The 13,203-nt window shown below is 65.8% G+C and carries 13 protein-coding genes and 1 tRNA gene; 5 read left to right on the top strand and 9 right to left on the bottom strand.

Translation table 11 applies throughout. The annotated features are described in order from the left end of the window. Nucleotides 1-4: 4 nt before the first annotated feature. Nucleotides 5-772 (bottom strand): type I methionyl aminopeptidase, encoded by a 768-nt coding sequence (gene map, locus AB4089_RS07815; RefSeq protein WP_441408728.1) that lies wholly within the window; start codon nt 770-772, stop codon nt 5-7. A 77-nt stretch (nt 773-849) separates the two neighbouring features. Here map and AB4089_RS07810 point away from each other — a divergent pair, with 77 nt between their 5' ends. Then, entirely contained in the window at nt 850-1,545 is a 696-nt protein-coding gene (locus tag AB4089_RS07810) for a DNA alkylation repair protein (RefSeq protein WP_441408727.1), read from the top strand. Between the two features lie 12 nt (nt 1,546-1,557). Here AB4089_RS07810 and mptB read toward each other — a convergent pair whose 3' ends face one another. Further along, nucleotides 1,558-3,198 (bottom strand): polyprenol phosphomannose-dependent alpha 1,6 mannosyltransferase MptB, encoded by a 1,641-nt coding sequence (gene mptB, locus AB4089_RS07805; RefSeq protein WP_441408726.1) that lies wholly within the window; start codon nt 3,196-3,198, stop codon nt 1,558-1,560. 169 nt (nt 3,199-3,367) lie between these two features. Here mptB and orn point away from each other — a divergent pair, with 169 nt between their 5' ends. From orn to def, 4 genes are all read left to right on the top strand, one after another. Next, nucleotides 3,368-4,012, top strand: a complete 645-nt coding sequence (gene orn, locus AB4089_RS07800; protein ID WP_441408725.1) for an oligoribonuclease — start codon at nt 3,368-3,370, stop codon at nt 4,010-4,012. 131 nt (nt 4,013-4,143) lie between these two features. Then, nucleotides 4,144-4,216: transfer RNA gene (locus AB4089_RS07795), tRNA-His, on the top strand. 149 nt (nt 4,217-4,365) lie between these two features. Further along, nucleotides 4,366-5,520 carry an acyl-CoA dehydrogenase family protein gene (locus tag AB4089_RS07790; RefSeq protein WP_441408724.1) on the top strand — a complete coding sequence of 385 codons (1,155 nt, stop codon included), beginning with the start codon at nt 4,366-4,368 and terminating at the stop codon, nt 5,518-5,520. Nucleotides 5,521-5,558: 38 nt separating this feature from the next. Next, nucleotides 5,559-6,131, top strand: coding sequence for a peptide deformylase (gene def, locus AB4089_RS07785; RefSeq protein WP_441408723.1), 573 nt, complete (start codon nt 5,559-5,561; stop codon nt 6,129-6,131). 94 nt (nt 6,132-6,225) lie between these two features. On the opposite strand, the gene AB4089_RS07780 is transcribed toward def, so the two are convergent. From AB4089_RS07780 to AB4089_RS07750, 7 genes are all read right to left on the bottom strand, one after another. Beyond that, nucleotides 6,226-6,936, bottom strand: a complete 711-nt coding sequence (locus AB4089_RS07780; protein ID WP_441408722.1) for an alpha/beta fold hydrolase — start codon at nt 6,934-6,936, stop codon at nt 6,226-6,228. Between the two features lie 9 nt (nt 6,937-6,945). Beyond that, on the bottom strand, nt 6,946-7,398 hold the full coding sequence (locus AB4089_RS07775) for a DUF1579 family protein (RefSeq protein ID WP_441408721.1): 453 nt from the start codon (nt 7,396-7,398) through the stop codon (nt 6,946-6,948). Nucleotides 7,399-7,490: 92 nt separating this feature from the next. Beyond that, entirely contained in the window at nt 7,491-8,363 is an 873-nt protein-coding gene (ppk2, locus tag AB4089_RS07770) for a polyphosphate kinase 2 (protein WP_441408720.1), read from the bottom strand. Nucleotides 8,364-8,528: 165 nt separating this feature from the next. Beyond that, complete coding sequence (locus tag AB4089_RS07765; RefSeq protein WP_441408719.1) at nt 8,529-9,326, bottom strand: HNH endonuclease family protein; 798 nt, start codon at nt 9,324-9,326, stop codon at nt 8,529-8,531. A 111-nt stretch (nt 9,327-9,437) separates the two neighbouring features. Beyond that, nucleotides 9,438-9,647: a hypothetical protein gene (locus AB4089_RS07760; RefSeq protein WP_441408718.1), complete on the bottom strand. Its 210-nt coding sequence runs from the start codon at nt 9,645-9,647 to the stop codon at nt 9,438-9,440. Nucleotides 9,648-9,737: 90 nt separating this feature from the next. Continuing rightward, the gene (locus tag AB4089_RS07755) at nt 9,738-11,228 is read right to left on the bottom strand and encodes a glyceraldehyde-3-phosphate dehydrogenase (protein WP_441408717.1); all 1,491 of its coding nucleotides are present in this window, start codon (nt 11,226-11,228) and stop codon (nt 9,738-9,740) included. Nucleotides 11,229-11,458: 230 nt separating this feature from the next. Next, complete coding sequence (locus AB4089_RS07750; protein ID WP_441408716.1) at nt 11,459-13,126, bottom strand: GMC family oxidoreductase; 1,668 nt, start codon at nt 13,124-13,126, stop codon at nt 11,459-11,461. Between the last annotated feature and the right edge of the window lie 77 nt (nt 13,127-13,203).

Below are 13,203 nucleotides of genomic sequence, written 5' to 3'. Positions count from 1 at the left end.
CGACTTAGGGCAGTGTTAGGATCACGGGCCCGTCAGCCGTGATGGCCACGGTGTGCTCGCTGTGCGCGGCGCGGCGGCCGTTCGCCGAGCGGAGGGTCCACTCGTCCTCGTCATGGTAGTAGTCGTCCTTGCGGCCCAGAATCAGCATCGGCTCGATGGCGATGACCAGGCCTTCGGTGAGTTTGATGCCCCGGCCGGGGCGCCCGTCGTTGGGCACGGGCGGCTCGGCGTGCATGGTCCGGCCGATCCCGTGGCCGCCGTGATCGGCGAGCAGCCCATAGCCTGCCCGGCGCGCCGCTCCACCGATCGCGTAGGCGAGGTCTCCCATCTTGTTCCCGATCCTTGCTGCCTCGATCCCCCGCGCCAGGGCAGCGTCCGTGGCGTCGATGAGGGCCTGGTCCACCGGGTCGGCCGTCCCCACGATGAAGCTGACAGCAGCATCGCCGCACCAGCCCGCCAGGAACGCGCCGCAGTCCACGCTCAGGAGGTCCCCGTCCTGCAGCCGGTACCCGTTGGGGATGCCGTGCACGACGGCGTCGTTGACGGACGTGCAAATGACCCCGGGAAACGGGACGGACGCCCAGCGCGGCCGGTAGTTCAGGAACGCCGGCGTGGCACCGGCGTCGGCGATTGACGCCGCGGCGACTTCGTCGAGCTCCTTGAGCGAGACGCCGACGACGGCGGCCTCCCGGACCCGCGCGAGCGTATTGGCCACCACCCGGCCCGCCTCCCGCATCAGTGCAATCTCTTCGGGACTCTTGATCATGGACATGGTTTTCCTTCCGACGCGGAGCCGCGGCTTGCTGGCATCAACTCTAGAGCCCGCCGCAGGATGTCTACAGTGGCCTCATGGCCGCCACTGAAGTCACCACGGAACTGATTGACGCGATCCGCCGCCAACTGCAGGCTGCGGCCGACCCAAGCCGCGCCGCGGGGGCGCAGGCCTACATGAAATCGCAGATGCCGTCCCTGGGCGTGCGGGTGCCCGAGGTCCGCAGGATCGTCAAAACCGCAGCCGCGGCGCACCCTCCGGGCAGCCTGGCGGAACTGCAGTCAACCGTGCTCGCGCTGTGGCGGAACGCCGCCTGCCGTGAGGAGCGCTACGCCGCGATCGACCTCACCGGGCTCAAGCTCGCCGCCGGGGAACTCAGCATGCTCGCCGTCTACGAGGAAATCATCCGCACCGGGGCCTGGTGGGACCTTGTGGACGGGGTGGCGCACCGGCTGGGCTCGCTCTTGCTGGCCCACCGGGCAGAGCTGACGCCGGTACTGGAGCGCTGGAGCAGGGACCAGGACTTCTGGGTCCGGCGGGCCGCCATCACCGCTCAACTGGGGGCCAAATCAGCCACTGACACGGTCCTCCTGGCCGCCGTGATCGAGGCCAACCTCAAGGATCCTGAGTTCTTCATCAGGAAGGCGATTGGGTGGGCCCTGCGCCAGTACGCCCGGACGGATCCGGACTGGGTGCGGGCGTTCGTGGAGCAGCACTGGGCGGATCTCAGCCCGCTGTCGCGCACGGAAGCGCTCAGGAACCTGCCCGCCTAGCCAGAATCAGCGCTAGATGATGGGCCGTGTCGTGACCGGCTCGTCCGACTTGCTGAACAGCTGCTTGGTCTTCGGGTCCAGGAAGATCAGATACAGGGCAAACAGCAGGGCGATGATGGCCGCGGCATTGCGGGCCAGAGCCAGCGCCAAGCCAAGGTCCGCGGTCTGCAGGTACGGGAAGACATCGAGCTGGTCCGAGATCGCGTACACCATGAAGAAAGACACGATGAAGTACAGCGCCTTGACCTGCCAGTCGTCGCGGATGCCCGTGACGGCAAAGAGCGGGATGAGCCAGACGATGTACCAGGACTGGATCATTGGGGACAGGAGCACGACCGCGGCGAACGCCAGGGTGAGGCGGCGCATCAGGCGGTCGTAGTCACCGCGGAAGATCTGCCAGGCGACGATCCCGACGGCGAGCAGCTTGCCGGCGTCGAACGCCCATTTGGCCAGCCCCCAGCCGTCGAGGCCGAACGCGTTGGAGATGGAGGCCACCATCAGGCCCACCAGGCCGACGGGCGCGTACCAGATCCAGATGCTGCCCGGGGCGGACAGCCCGTTGATCCAGCCAAAGCCGAAGCCGTTGACCCGGCTCATGGCGTACAACAGGGCCAGGCTGAGCCCTGCCGTAAGTGCCCAGAAGAGGACCTTGCGCGGCCAGCTGGCACCCTTGCCCGCCCAGAGCAGGCCGATGAAGGGCAGGAAGACCACCGTGATCGGCTTGACCGAGATGGACAGCGTGACCAGCACGATGCCGAGGATGACCCGACGCGTGGCGCAGTAATAGAGCCCGGCCAGGGCAAGGCCGATCATGAGCGAGTCGTTGTGGACGCTGGCGATGAAGTTGGTGAGGAACAGCGGGTTCGCTGCCGTCAGCCACAGGGCCCGGTTGGGGTTCACGCCGTGCAGTTCGGCCAGTTTTGGCACGTAGATCACGCACAGGACCACGCCCACCAGCGCGGCCAGCCGGAACAGCATGATGCTGCCTTCGGGGTGGACGTTGGTGGCCCAGACCACGAACTGTTCGATCCACAGGAACAGCTGCCCGTATGGGACCGGTGCTTCGGTCCACATCCTGTCGGCGCCGAGCTGGAAGTAGTTGGACAGCGCCGAGATCCCGTTTTCGTAGGGGTTGAAGCCCTCCACCATGAGCCGGCCCTGGCCGATGTACGCGTAGACGTCACGGCTGAACAGCGGCACGGAGAACATCAGGGGCAGGCCCCAGGCCACCGTCGCCTGGAGCGTGGCCTTCCGGGCGCCATCTCCCCAGACCCGGACGCGCTGGCCGAGCCGCAGCCATGCGCGGACCAGCAGCATGCCGCCAAAGGCCAACAGGACAATGGACAGGGCGACACCAAACGCCTCGGTGCGCATCCAGATGAACAGCGGAACGCGGCGGAGCTCTGACGCGGGGGCGAGCCAGCCGACCCCGATCGAGCCGATCGTCATGAACAACGATCCCAGGAACCCGGCAAGGATCGGGGACCGCGGGTTGTCGACGTCGCCAGCAGAATCGTCCCGTGCCGGGCGCGGCACAAGCGAGCCCAGCCCACGCCGGGCGGACCCAGGCTGGCCGGATTCCGAGGGGCGGGACGGGGACGTGAGGGACGAACCGACTGCCGTTTCCCCCGCCGCTGGCACAGGCGCCGTCATGTCAGGATCGTCCAATCTGTTGTGGGCCATGTTTCCGCCCACAGCCGGCCGCATTGTCCGGCCCGGGGCGCCGCGTTCACGAAATGAGTTGACGAATTAATTCGACGGCCGCGTATCCGAAATCCTAGCACCGGACGGCTCTGCGGCGTCGGAACGGTAGGCTGGGCGGGTGCCTATTACTAACGAACGCATCGTCTGGATCGACTGCGAAATGACCGGCCTGGACACCAAGAATGACGCCCTCATCGAGGTGGCCGCCCTGGTGACCGATTCGGAGCTCAACATTCTCGGTGACGGCGTCGACGTCGTCATCAAGCCCGACGACGCCGCGCTGGCCCAGATGAACGACTTTGTCCGCGACATGCACACCCGGTCCGGCCTCCTGGCGGAGTTGCCGCACGGCAAGACCATGGCTGAGGCACAGGCCGCCGTTCTCGAGTACATCAAGAAGTGGGTGCCGGACCCGAAGAAAGCCCCGCTCGGCGGCAACTCCGTGGGCACCGACCGCGTGTTCCTCGTACGTGACATGCCCGACGTCGTGGAGCACCTGCATTACCGGGTCATCGACGTAAGCACCATCAAGGAGCTCTCCCGCCGGTGGTTTGCCCGGGCCTACTTCCAGTCCCCCGCCAAAATGGGCGGGCACCGTGCCCTCGGCGACATCAAGGACTCGATCGACGAACTCCGGTACTACCGCGAGGCCGTCTTCGTCCCCGCACCGGGCCCGGACAGCGCCACGGCGCAGCGGATCGCCAAGCGCGTCATGGGCGGCAACGAAGCCGATCCTTCGAAAAACGAGCCCGCCGGAAAGTAATCTGCACCACTTTTTGACGAAATTTTGGTGAAAACCGCAAAAGTGGCAAAAGCACCCCCGAACAACAGGTAAGCTATTTGTCGTTGCCTTTCCAGCCAGCCGGTTCGCCGGAGGGCCTGATACGGCACATGGTGGGCGTAGCTCAGTTGGCAGAGCGCCTGGTTGTGGTCCAGGAGGTCGCGGGTTCAACCCCCGTCGCTCACCCTCATGAAGGACGGCAGTGATTTGTCCGACCTTTTCCAAAGGCCGCACCGGATATCCGGTGCGGCCTTTGTTGTCTGTACGGTGTTTTCTGGTTTTTTGGTTTGTTGTCCGTGCAGTCGTCCCGGGATCTGTCGTTGGAAGGAAACGCAGTGAAGCGCAAGCTCTTTGAAGAAGACCACGAGATGTTCCGTGAGATGGCCGCCGAGTTCAACGTCCGCGCGGTTGCTCCTCACTACGCCAAATGGGACGAGGACCACATGATGTCCCGGGACCTGTGGTCGACGGCCGGTGAACAGGGCCTGCTGGGCCTCGCCGTGCCGGAAGATTTCGGCGGCATGGGAATGTCCGATTACCGCTTCCGCGCAGTGCTCGACGAAGAATTCGCCAAGAGCAACCACCTCGCCGTAGGCCTGGCATTCCACCTGCACGACGACATGGTCCTCCCCCACCTGCTGGCTTACGGCTCCGATGACCTGAAGTCCCGTTGGCTGCCGGGCATGGTTTCCGGCGAGAAGGTCACCTCGATCGCGTGGACTGAACCGGGCGCCGGCTCGGACCTGCGCGGCATCCGCACCAAGGCCGTGCGCGACGGCGACGACTGGCTGATCAGCGGCCAGAAAACGTTCATCGGCAACGGCATCTCCGGCGACGCGTCGCTGGTCCTGGCCCGCACCGACGGCGGCACCGGACGCGGAAACCACGACTCGTTCTCGCTGTTCATGGTCCAGAAGGGCGAGGGCTACAACACCGGCAAGCAGCTGGACAAGATGGGCCTGAAAGCCTCCGACACCGCCGAACTGTTCTTCGACAATGTCCGCGTCCCGCATGCCGATCTCGTGGGCGAGGAAGGCAAGGGCCTGCAGTACGCCGCCGAGCAGCTCCCCCAGGGCCGCCTGGCGATCGCCGTGGCGAGCTCCGCCGTCGTGCGCGCCATGTACGAGGAGACCGTCCGCTACACGAAGGACCGCAACGCGTTCGGCGAGCGGATCATCGATTTCCAGAACAGCCGTTTCCAGCTGGCCGACATCCTCACCGAGGTCGAGGTCACCGAAGCGTACGTGGACCAGGCCATCCTGGCCTTCAACGCCGGGGAGCTCGACGCCGCCGGCGCTGCCCGCGCCAAGCTGTGGGCTTCCGAGCGCGCCAAGTCCGTCACGGACCGCTGCCTGCAGCTGCACGGCGGCTACGGCTACATCCTCGAGTACCCGGTGGCACAGGCCTTCCTGGCCGCCCGGCTGCTGACGATTTTCGGCGGCACCAACGAAATCATGCGCGACGTCGTCGGCCGCACCATCGCCGGCTGAGCTGCCGCGACTCCAACAGCCTGAGGAAATTTCCTGACATGACCGTCCTGCCCATCACGATCTGGGGCGAGCCCGTACTGCACCGCCGGGCCGCGGAAGTCGAAGTATTCGACGACGAGCTCCGCACCCTGATCGCCGACATGTTCGAGACCAATGACGCCGCCAACGGCGTCGGGCTTGCCGCACCCCAGGTGGGGGTCGGCAAGCGGCTCTTCGTGTACAAGTACGAAAACGACGACGGCGCCCCGCCCACCGGCGCGGTCGTCAACCCGGTCCTGACCCTGTCCAAGGTCTCCGGCGCTTTGCCGGACCCCGACGAGGAAGAGGAGGGCTGCCTGTCCTTCCCCGGAGGCCAGTACCCGCTCAAGCGGGCCGAATGGGCGAGGGTCCAGGGCTTCGACGGCGACGGGAATCCGGTGGAATTCGAGGCGACCGGCTGGTTCGCCCGGGTCATCCAGCATGAGTACGACCACCTCAACGGCAAGCTCTACGTCAACCGGCTGATCGACCGCTATTCGCGCAAGGCCATGAAGCAGGCCAAGCGCAGCGGCTGGGGTGTTCCCGGCCTGACCTGGATGCCGGGCGTGGATCCGGACCCGTTCGGCCACTGACCGCGTAGCCTGAAAATTCCCCAGCTCAGAATATTTCCCAGTTCAAAAATTTCCCAGCCCAGAAATTTCACCGGCGCAACGGATACGCCGCCGGCTAGCTCCCCGCAGTGCGGTCGACGGCGGCCAGGATGGCGGCGCCGAGCTCGGCCGGCTTGGTGAACTGCGGCCAGTGGCCGGTTGGCAGGTCCACGTAGTCGACGTCGCGGACCCGCCCGAGCTCCGCCACGAACGGGTGGCCCCCGGCAATCATTTCCGTGAGCATCGAGGACGGGAATTCGCAGGCGATGACGGTGGCCGGGACCTCGAACCGGCGTTCATCCTTGAGCTGCTGCCGGTCCTGGGCCACGCCGCGGGGCTGCGGGACGGCGCGGGCGCGGAACATGGCGCGCAGCTCGCCGGTCAGGTCGGTGAGGTCCGCGTCCTCGAAGAGCTCCCACGGCGGCAGCGGCACGTCGTCGCCGTTGGCCGGGAGTTCATCGTTGATGACCCCGCCCTCGCCCAGCGGGCCGCTGTCCACGTAGATTGCGCGGGCCACCCGGTCCGGGCGGGCATCGACGGCGCCGTGAATGATGGCGCCGCCGCCGGAGTGGCCCACCAGGACCACCGGCGCGTCGAAGGAATCGATCTTCGCCACGACGGCGTCGATGTGCGTGCGCAGGCCGATGCCTGCGCGGGGCGCATCGACCGACTCCAGGCCGGGCAGGGTCAGCGGGTAGACCTTGTGCCCGGCCGCGGTGAGCGGCGGGGTGACGTCCTCCCACGATGAGGCGTCCAACCAGAATCCGGGTACGAGGATAATGTCCATGCCGGTACCCTACCGGTCGAGTGCCAGGTCCACCACCTGATATGGGTCTTCACCTGGGACGATGTTGTGCATGGTGATGCGTGCGGTCTCGCCCGGGTGGATGTGGATCTGCCAGCCCCAATCCGGGCCGCTGGGAGCCGCATAGGAGCCGTTGAGCCGGAGGATTCCGTCCCCGTCCACTGTCCCGGAGAACTGCATCAGTGCCTTGCCGGTATGCCAGGAGTCCACCCACACGGCGGTGGCCGGGTCCTCGTCGGACGCACCACCGGCCAGGAGCAGGAGACCCTCCTGGGGGCTCGCACCGTCTGACCAGGTGTAGGCGACGCTTGCGAAGTGCGCCGCGGTCACCTCGACGGTGGCCGTGGCCGCCGAATCCTTGTAGTCGTCCGTGGGCATGATCCGGAGGCGGTTTTTTCCCTGCCAGCTGCCCAGCAGCGGCGTCACGTATTTCACAATGTCCATGCTGCAGTCTACAAAGCAGGGTCAATTGCGCTTCCCTTCTCCGCGGGCGTGCCCCCAAGCCGGCAGGCCGCCCCGGCGGGTTCACGTGCCTCTCAGCCCTCGACCGGTTTCCCCAGGCTCGCCGCGAAGTCCGGGACGTAGTGGAACAGTTCCCGCGGCGGGCGTGTGTAGTTGACGGCCTTCGGCCGCTCCGGCAAGGTCACCGGCTCTGTCCGCACTTCGGTGTATTCGATGCTGGAGAGCAGGTGGGCGATAACGTTGATCCTTGCCCGGCGCTTGTCTTCTGCTTCGACGACGTACCACGGTGATTCCGCGGTGTCCGTCTGCACGAACATGTCGTCCTTGGCCCGCGAGTAGTCTTCCCACCGCAAGATTGCCTCCCGGTCCATCGGCGAGAGCTTCCATTGCCGCAAGGGATCGTCCAGGCGGGACTTGAACCTCCGCTCCTGTTCCGCATGGCTGATCGAGAACCAGTACTTGAAGAGCAGGATGCCATCGTCGATGAGGAGCCGTTCAAAAACCGGGCACTGTGCCATGAAGCGCTTGTGTTCCGCCGGGGTGCAAAAGCCCATAACGTGTTCGACGCCAGCACGGTTGTACCAGGAGCGGTCCATCAGGACGATTTCCCCTGCGGCGGGGAGATGCGCCACATAGCGCTGGAAATACCATTCACCGCGTTCGCGTTCCGTCGGCGCCGGCAATGCGACTATCCGGGCAAACCGCGGATTCAGGTATTCGGTGACCCGCTTGATCGCACTCCCCTTGCCGGCGGCGTCCCGACCCTCAAAAATGATGAGGACCCTCGCCCCGCTGCTCCTGACCCACTCCTGGAGGGCAACCAGTTCTCCTTGGAGCCGGAGAAGTTCGGCCTCGTAGATTCCGGTATTCAGCCGGCCCCGCCGCCGTGCGGAGCCCTTCTTGTGACCGGCGTGCCCCTTGCCGGACTCGTCCGTGCGATGTGCCATGGTTCCGTTCCTGTATTCCGGCGGGCGCTTTGTCCCGCCGCGCCCATTTTGGCCCGTTAGCAGAACGGCTACAAGGGTCCTCCAGCCCGGAAGCCGTGACGGGGAACTCCCATGCCCGAGGTATGAATACTGGTGCTGGGCACGCCAGGACAGGACACATTGCCGTCAGCCTGGAACGATGCTCTGTTGCCCTGGGCACGACGCGAGGATCCGTTTCATCGCCTCCTTCTCTGCAGCCGTGACCCACAGCTGGTAGGCCGCCTTGACCGAAATCTGGCGGGCAACGTAGTGGCATCGGAAAGCCTTGTTGGGCGGCAGCCAAGTGGCGGCGTCGGAGGCGCTCTTGTCTTGGTTTGTGGGGCCGTCGACGGCGATCAGGTTGAGGGGGTCGTTGGCCAGGTGCTCCCGCTGCTGCGCGGTGAGCTGCTGGGCGCCCTTTTGCCACGCGTCGCCCAGTGCCACGACGTGGTCGATCTGCACTTCCGCGCTGGTGTCGGGGCCGCGCCGGAACACGATCATACGGCCGGTGTACGGTTCCTGGAACGTGCCGCCGGCCACCTGGCACTGCGAGCCGCTGATGAATTCCGTGGCCGCCAGGTCCCGCCGGAGGATGTCGTTGCGCGTATCGCAGCCGTTGCGGTCCACGTCGAGCCACGCCTGGCCGAAGGCGCTCCGGTCGTAATTGTCCTTTGCCGACCGTCCCTTGACCGCAAGAGTGTCTAGCACGCCGGCGGCGGTGCCCGCCGGTACGGACCGGACTGCCTCCACCGGCTTCATCCACTCGCGGGCAAGCACTGGGGCCTCGCTGGGACCCGGGGTCCGTGGCTCGGCCGCGGCAAACTGGCCGGCAGTGAAGAACCAGAACAGGCCGCCGAGCAGGGCCAGTGCGGCCGCGGCGAGGAGAAGCCACGCCTGGCGCGATCTGCGCCGGGCGCGGCGGAACTCCGTCCAGGTGACGGTCATGAGGGCGGCCGCAGGCGGCGTTCTGGCTTCACGACCCGAGCCTACGCGGGTGCTCTGACACCCGGGAGGTTGTCCACAGTGTTGGGGAGCGGTGGCGGAAAACGCCGTCGGCTATTGCTCCCGGGTGACCCGTTTCAGGTCCTGGTTGGCCAGGTCCAGCAGTGACTGGAGCTGTTTCACCCGGTCGTCATTGACTTCACCGGCCTCGCGTTTGACCATGGCGTCGTCCAGCAGCCGCTTGGCTTCCTTCGCGTTGCTGCGCGCGACGTCCAGCGCGTGTTCCAGGGTGGTCTCGTGTTCAACAACCGGGTTCTGTTCCATGGCACCATTGTGGTTCCCTTTCCCGACCGATTCCAGTGAACCGGCCGGGAAAAGGGGAATAAGTCGCGGTCAGGAACGGTTGCCCGGGGGCTAGAGGCCTACGGGCAGCCCGGCGGCCTCGAGGATGGAGGCCGCGTCCTTGGCGGGGAACGACGGCGGGTTGACCCCGGCCATTTCCTCCATGACGCGGACCACCTGGCAGCTGTAGCCGAACTCGTTGTCGTACCAGACGTACAGCACGAGGTTTTTCTCGTTGGAGATCGTGGCCAGGCCGTCCACGATGCCTGCCCGGCGCGAGCCGACGAAGTCCGTGGAGACAACCTCGGGCGAATCGATGTAGTCGATCTGCTTGCGCAGCTCGGAGTGCAGCGACATTTCCCGCAGGTAGTCGTTGACCTCGTCCTTGGTGGTGCCGTTCTCCAGGTTCAGGTTCAGGATGGCCAGCGACACGTCCGGGGTGGGAACGCGGATGGAGCTGCCCGTGAGCTTGCCGAGCAGTTCCGGGAGGGCCTTGGCGACGGCTTTGGCGGCACCGGTCTCGGTGATCACCATGTTCAGCGCGGCGGAGCGGCCACGGCGGTCACCCTTGTGGAAGTTGTCGATCAGGTTCTGGTCGTTGGTGAAAGAGTGGACCGTCTCCACATGCCCGTGCACCACGCCGTAGCGGTCGTTGATGGCCTTGAGCACGGGGGTGATGGCGTTGGTGGTGCAGGAGGCCGCCGAGACGATCGTGTCCGAGTCGGCGATGGTGCCGTGGTTGATGCCGTGCACGATGTTCTTCAGCTCGCCCTTGCCCGGGGCGGTCAGGAGAACCCGGGACACACCCTTGCTCTTCAGGTGCTGGGACAGGCCTTCGGCGTCGCGCCAGCGGCCCGTGTTGTCCACGACCAGGGCGTCGTGGATGCCGTAGGCGGTGTAGTCGATCGTGGCGGGGTTGTCCGAGTAGATGACCTGGATCTGGACGCCGTTGGCGGTGATGGTGTCGTTTTCGAGGTCCACCTTGATGGTGCCTTCGAAAGAGCCGTGGACGGAGTCGCGGCGCAGCAGGCTGGCGCGCTTGGCAAGGTCGTTGTCGGAACCGCGGCGTACCACGATGGCGCGCAGGCGCAGGCCGTGGCCGCCGCCCGCCTTTTCAATCAGGAGCCGGGCCAGGAGCCGACCGATGCGGCCGAAGCCGTAGAGTACGACGTCGGTGCTGGTGCGGTCGTCGCCGCCGCGCTTGCCGACAATCTCGGCGAGTTCCCCGCGGAGGAACTCATCCAGGCTGGCGCCGTCGCCCTCTGCACGGTACTTTTCGGTGAGGCGGGCAACATCGATCGCCGCGGCGCCGAGATCCAGCTTGGTCAGGGCCTCCAACAGCGGGGCCGTCTCCTCGAGGCGCAGTTCTTCCTTGCTCATCCGGCGGGCGAAGCGGTGGGCCTTGAGGATATTCATGGTGGACTTGTTGATCAGGCTGCGTCCGTGGATGGAGGTCACCACGTTGTTCTCGCGGTACAGCCGGCCGATCACGGGGATCATGGCCTCGGCGAGCGCCTCGCGGCCCATCCACGTATCAAGACAAGAATCTGACGTCTGGCTCACAGAACTACCTTCCTAGAATCCACCCCCTACGTCCTCGTAGGGGGAAGTCGGCCGCCGGAGGGTGTCCGGTACCGGGCACCGGCGGGGATTCGGTCCACCCCGGGCGCCTCATCGAGCGCAAAGAAAAACCGCCGGCTGCGAACGCAGACCCGGCGGCAGAACTTCTACGTTCACCATCAATTCTACGGGCGGCCCGGCATGCTCCGGTGCCCTGTTGCGCGTGAAATGACTCACATACCGTCCGGGGCCTTAGAGGAGCCGGCCAAACCACTCACTCCTGGCGCCAGCCGGGCTGCGTCCTCCAGGATCATGTCGACGGCCTTTTCCGCGATCATGATGGTCGGCGCCTGCGTGTTGGCGCTGATCAGGCGGGGCATGATGGAGGAGTCAACCACCCGCAATCCCTCCAGCCCGTAGACCTTCAGCCGGGGCGAGACGACCGAATCATCGGTGGTCCCCATGGCGCAGGTGCCGACCGGGTGGTACGAAGTCCTTCCGTGGGAGCGCACGAATTTCACGTACTCGTCGCGGGTCTTCACCCGTGAGCCGTCACCGATGTGCTCTTTTTTGATGAAGGCTGCGATCGATGTCTGCTCCATGATCTGGCGGCTCTGTTGCACGCCGGCGATCGTCATCTCCAGGTCATAGTCGTCCGCGAGGAAATCCGGATCGATGAGCGGCGACTGTGTAGGGTCTGAGGATGCGACCCGGACTGTCCCGCGGCTGCGGGGGCGCAGGAAATAGGAGTTCAACGTCATGCCGAACCCGGGCTGCAGCGACGCTATGCCCGGCTCTGAGCGCGCGGCAGGCAGGAAGTGGAACTGCAGGTCAGGGGTTTTTTCATCCTTGTTGGCGTAACTGAAACCGCCGGCCTCGACAAGGTTGGACGCGAACGGTCCCGAGCGGAAGGCCAGGTACTCGAGACCGGCCAGGACCGTCGCCGGGCGCACACGGTTGAAGCGGTCCAGGCTGTGGTCGTCGGTGAGTTCGTAGATGATGTCCAGGTCCAGGTGATCCTGGAGGTTCTTCCCGACGCCTGGGAGGGCATGGAGGACGTCGATCCCGGCGGCGGCGAGGTCCGCCGGGTCGCCGATCCCCGAAAGCTGCAGCAACTTCGGCGATCCAAAGGCGCCGCTGGCGACAATGACCTCACGCCGCGCGGCGTAGGTTCTCGCAACCCCGTCCTCGACTGCCTGCACGCCGACGGCACGGCCGTTCCTGATGACCACTTTGGAAACGGTCACGTTGACGCGGACCGTGAGATTGTTGCGCTTGCGCGCGGGTTTGAGGTAGGCCACGGCCGCGCTGCACCGGCGGCCGTTCTTCGTGGTGGTCTGGTAGAAACCGACGCCGTGCTGTTCGGCGCCGTTGAAATCGTTGTTGTACGGCAGCCCGAACTCCTGTCCGGCCTGCACGAAAGCCGCCGAGAGCGTGTGCGGACGCCGGGGATCCGAGACGCCAAGCGGCCCCTGGGTTCCGTGGTGGGGTCCTGCGAGTCTGGAGTTGCACTCCGAGCGGACAAAATACCTGGACACCTCAGCGGCAGACCAGCCCTCGCAGCCGTAGTCCGCTACCCACCCGTCGTAGTCCTCGTCCACGCCCCGCGTGAAGACCTGGGAGTTGATGGAGCCGCCGCCGCCGAGTCCCCGGCCCTGGGGAAGCGCGATGCTGCGGCCGTTGCTGTGTTTTTGCGGAACGCTGTTGTAAGCCCACTGATACGGGCCCCCCTTGAGTCTGGGGAAGCCCGCGGGCATGTGAATGAACGGATGACGGTCGGATTTTCCTGCTTCGAGCAGCAGCACGCGTATGGAAGGGTCTTCACTAAGTCTGCCGGCCAAGACGCTGCCGCCTGTGCCACCGCCGGCGATGACATAGTCATATGCTGCGTCGTCCGGCACTATGACTCCTCAACCATCGCTCATGCACCGTTACTTGAAGCGTTCATTGAAGTGTCGGGGCTCGCGGGGATGATGTC

The organism is Arthrobacter sp. 2MCAF15 (assembly GCF_052115605.1).
Lineage (GTDB): Bacteria > Actinomycetota > Actinomycetes > Actinomycetales > Micrococcaceae > Arthrobacter.
Note: the sequence above shows the minus strand (reverse complement) of the source record. Positions and strands in the feature narration are given on the sequence as shown.